Source organism: Streptomyces sp. NPDC007162 (assembly GCF_040634175.1).
GTDB lineage: Bacteria > Actinomycetota > Actinomycetes > Streptomycetales > Streptomycetaceae > Streptomyces.
In genome coordinates this window covers 1-3,582 of sequence record NZ_JBEYFC010000733.1, presented here as the reverse complement: position 1 = coordinate 3,582, position 3,582 = coordinate 1, and the positions used below count along the sequence as shown (strand labels likewise).

General features: G+C 72.2%; 2 protein-coding genes. Both read right to left on the bottom strand.

Annotated features, from left to right (window positions below):
- The coding region (locus ABZ646_RS42995; RefSeq protein WP_360532185.1) for a condensation domain-containing protein at positions 1–1,328 on the bottom strand (1,328 nt) is incomplete at its 3' end.
- A partial coding sequence (locus tag ABZ646_RS42990; protein WP_360532182.1) for a peptidase domain-containing ABC transporter occupies positions 1,316–3,582 on the bottom strand: 2,267 nt, incomplete at its 5' end. The genes ABZ646_RS42990 and ABZ646_RS42995, both read right to left, overlap by 13 nt.

Genomic DNA, 3,582 nt, shown 5'->3' with positions numbered 1-3,582 from the left:
GCCATGGCGTCGAGGATGCTCCGGGCCAGCGGTCCACCGACCGTCGCCCCGTCGAAGCGCAGGCCGAGGAACAGCCGGTCGCGGTAGGCGTTGCAGTTCAGCAGCAGGGCGGAGTCCTGGGTCGTGCCGATGCGGACCAGGGGGTAGGCATCGGTGGTGATCCGCACCGGTCCCGTCTCACGGGTCGCCGCGTAGTCGCCCTCGAAGGTGCGCAGGTGGACGATGACCTGCTGCCCGTCCCGCCGGGGGCCGCCCGCCACGGGCCCGGGCGTGCAGTCGGCGATGTCCTCGGGGGTCATGATCTGGTGGCGGAGCGTGTCGAGGAGTCCGCCGCGGACGTGGTCCACCACGTCGGGCAGGCGCCGGTCGAGGCCGGTCAGGGCCAGCGGGGCGGAGCCGGCGAGCATGCCCACCAGGTCCCGCTCGCGGGTGGACCGGGTGTCCACCGTGGTCCAGACGGCCAGCCGGTCCCGTCCGGCGGCCCGTGCGGCGGCGCGTGCGAAGGAGGCGACCACCCACTGCGGCAGCGAGCACCGCTCGCGTTCGCACAGCCGCCTCAGCGGTGCCACGGTCTCGGCCGGGAACTCGATCCGCACCACGCCGTCCTCGGTGCCGGCCGTCCCGGCGGGCCGGGTCCAACCGTTGGCGGCTTCGAAGGCCAGTCGCCGGCTCCAGTCCCGCCGGGCCCGTGCGGTCCGCTCCGGGGTGGCGCCCGCGCGCTGGCGGATCGCCGCGGCGGCGAACGAGGGGGCCGTGGCCGGTGGGGTCTCGCCGCGTCCGAGAGCTTCGTAGTCGCGCCAGACCTCCCGGGCGAACAGATGGTGCGCGCGGCCGTCGAACACCATGTTCTGGAAGGTCGCCAGCAGCGCGTGGCGGTCGTCGCCGTGGCTCAGCAGCCGCAGGGCGAACGGCCGGGAGTCGTCGGCCCATCCGGTGACCACGTCGCGCGACAGGACGGCCGAGGCGTACCGGGTGAACTGTTCGGCCGAGGCGGCGCGCACACTCTGCACGGTGACCGACCGCTCGTCGGTGCCGGGCGGGTCGGCCTGCTGACCGCGCGGCCCGCCGGGGCCGGAGACCAGCCGCATGTGCAGGGCGTCGTGCCTGCGGACGAACGCGTCCAGGGCCTCGACGAGTCGGGGGGTGTCGAGCCCGCCCGAGATCTCGAAGGAGATCCGGACGTTCTTGTGCACCCATCCGGCCCGGCTGGTCTTCGCGTGGTAGCGCTGCTGCTCGAAGGTCAGGGGCACCACGGCTGGTCCCGACGGCACCGGTGTCCCGTCCTGCGGGCTGTTCCCGGAGTTCCGCGGGCCGCTCAGATCAGACATGCGAACTCCTCGCCGCGCGCCCGGAGTTCGGAGGGGGCTCCCGATTCCACGATCCGGCCGCCGTTCATGACGATCACCTGGTCGGCGCGGTCCAGGACGGTGAGGCGGTGCGCGATGACGACCACGGTGATGCCCGCCGCGAGCAGGCCGTCCAGGATGCGCTTCTCCAGCGCGGGGTCCAGGGCGCTGGTCGCCTCGTCCAGGATCAGCAGCCGTGGCTTCTTGGCGAGGGCCCTCGCCAGCACGATCCGCTGCCGCTGCCCGCCGGAGAGCCCGTGTCCGCCGGGACCCACCAGGGTGTTGTAGCCCATGGGCATGGCCTGGATCTCGTCGTGGATCTGGGCCGGCCGCACCGTGTCGATCAACTCGTCCTTGTCCAGCTCCTCGTCGGCGCCGAAGAGGATGTTCTCGCGGATCGAGCCGCCGAAGAGCCGGGCGTCCTGGTTGACGTAGCCGATCTGCCGCCGGAACGTGGGCCGGTCCAGTTCGGCGATGTCCACCCCGCCGACCGTCAGGATGCCGGCGGTGGGGACGTGCAGCCCGGCCAGCAGCATGCCGAGGGTCGACTTGCCCGACCCCGACCTGCCGACGACCACGACGAACTGTCCAGGTTCGATGGCGAGTTCGACGTCCTTGAGGGTGGGGGCGGGTGCACCGGCGTAGCGGAAGGCCACTCCGGTCGCGGTGATCCGGCCGGGTTCCGTGACCCCGGTGTCGGCGAGCAGCCCGCGGGGCTCCGGAGGCGTGCGCAGGACGTCGTCGAGTCGGGCCAGCGTGGGCCGGATCATGGCGAGTTGGGAGGCGGCGTCGAACACGCCCTCCAGCGGGACGAAGAGCGCCATCGTCAGTGTCATGAACCCCAGCGCGGCGCCGAGCGAGGTGTGTCCGTGGAGCACGCGCCAGACACCGAGCAGCAGCACGAGGAGGGGGGCCGCGAACTGCGTGGCCCTGCTCAGCGATGTGGTCAGCGCGAGACTGCGGCGTGCGTGCAGCCGCTTGTTCACCTCGCGGACCAGGGAGTGCGACCAGCGCTCGGCCGAACGTCCCTCCATGCCACTGGCCTTGAGGCTGGTGATGCTCTCCAGCATCTCCATGAGTTCCGCCTGGGACGTCGTCTGCCGTTCCAGGACCTCCTGGCTGAGTACCGTCTGCCGGCGCCAGGTGAGGACGAGCACGCCGGCCTGGACGGCGATCAGCGCGATCACCACGGTGGCGAGGAACGGGTCGACCAGCACGATGGCGATCAGGTAGGCCGCGGTCAGCAGGACGTCGAAGGCGGCGGAGACCGCCGTGAGGCTGAGCACCTGGGTCAGCACGCTGCTGGTCCGGGCTCTCATGGCCAGGTCGCCGGAGTTGCGCACGGTGAAGTAGTCGTACGGCAGGGAGGTCAGATGGCCGACGATGCCCAGGGTCAGGCGTTTTTCCATGACCGCCTGCCGTCTGGTCACCAGGAACGACCTGACGACCTGCAGAGTCAGGAACAGCAGCGCCAGACCGCCGAGGACGGCCGCGAAGAGCCACAGCCTGTTCGCGGCCCGGTCCGGCACCACATGCTCGACCATGAAGCCGGTACCGAGGGGCAGCGCCAGCTCGAAGGCCATCAACGCGCCCGAGGCCAGCGAGAGACGGACCAGTTCACCGCCGCGGGGCAGGAACTGGCCCAGCTGCCGCCACGGGCCCGGCGCGGAGTTCCCGGCCGCCCTGGCGCGGGGCTGCGCCAGAGGCGGTTCGAACTCCAGCGCCACGCCGGTGAACGCCTCGGCCACCGAGGCGCGGCTCAGCCGCCGGCGTCCGAACGCTGGGTCGATGACGTCCACATAGTCCTTGGTCGCCGCTTCGAGCACCACGAAGTGGCTGAAGTTCCAGAACAGGATGGCGCCGGGAGTCAGTTTCGGGAGGGCGTCGAGGTCGGCGCGGACGCCTCTGCCGCGCAGGCCGAACGAGCGGGCGATCTCCAGCAGCGTGCGGGCCGACGAGCCGTTGCGGCCCGAGTCCGCGCGGGCGCGGACCGTGTCGAGGTCCACCTCGACGCCGTGGTGACGCAGGGTCGTCACCAGACAGGCCGGCCCGCAGTCGCTGACCTGGGTCTGGTAGCAGACGGAAAGGCGTCCGCGACGGGACCGGCCCAGCCCCTCCCGAGCAGCCGCGGCGACGGCCCTGAGCCCCTTCACCGCCCGCTCCATCTGCTGGGGCGTGCGCGGCGGCTCGACGGCGATCGTCGGCACCTCGTGCGGCACCGCCCCGTACGACCGCA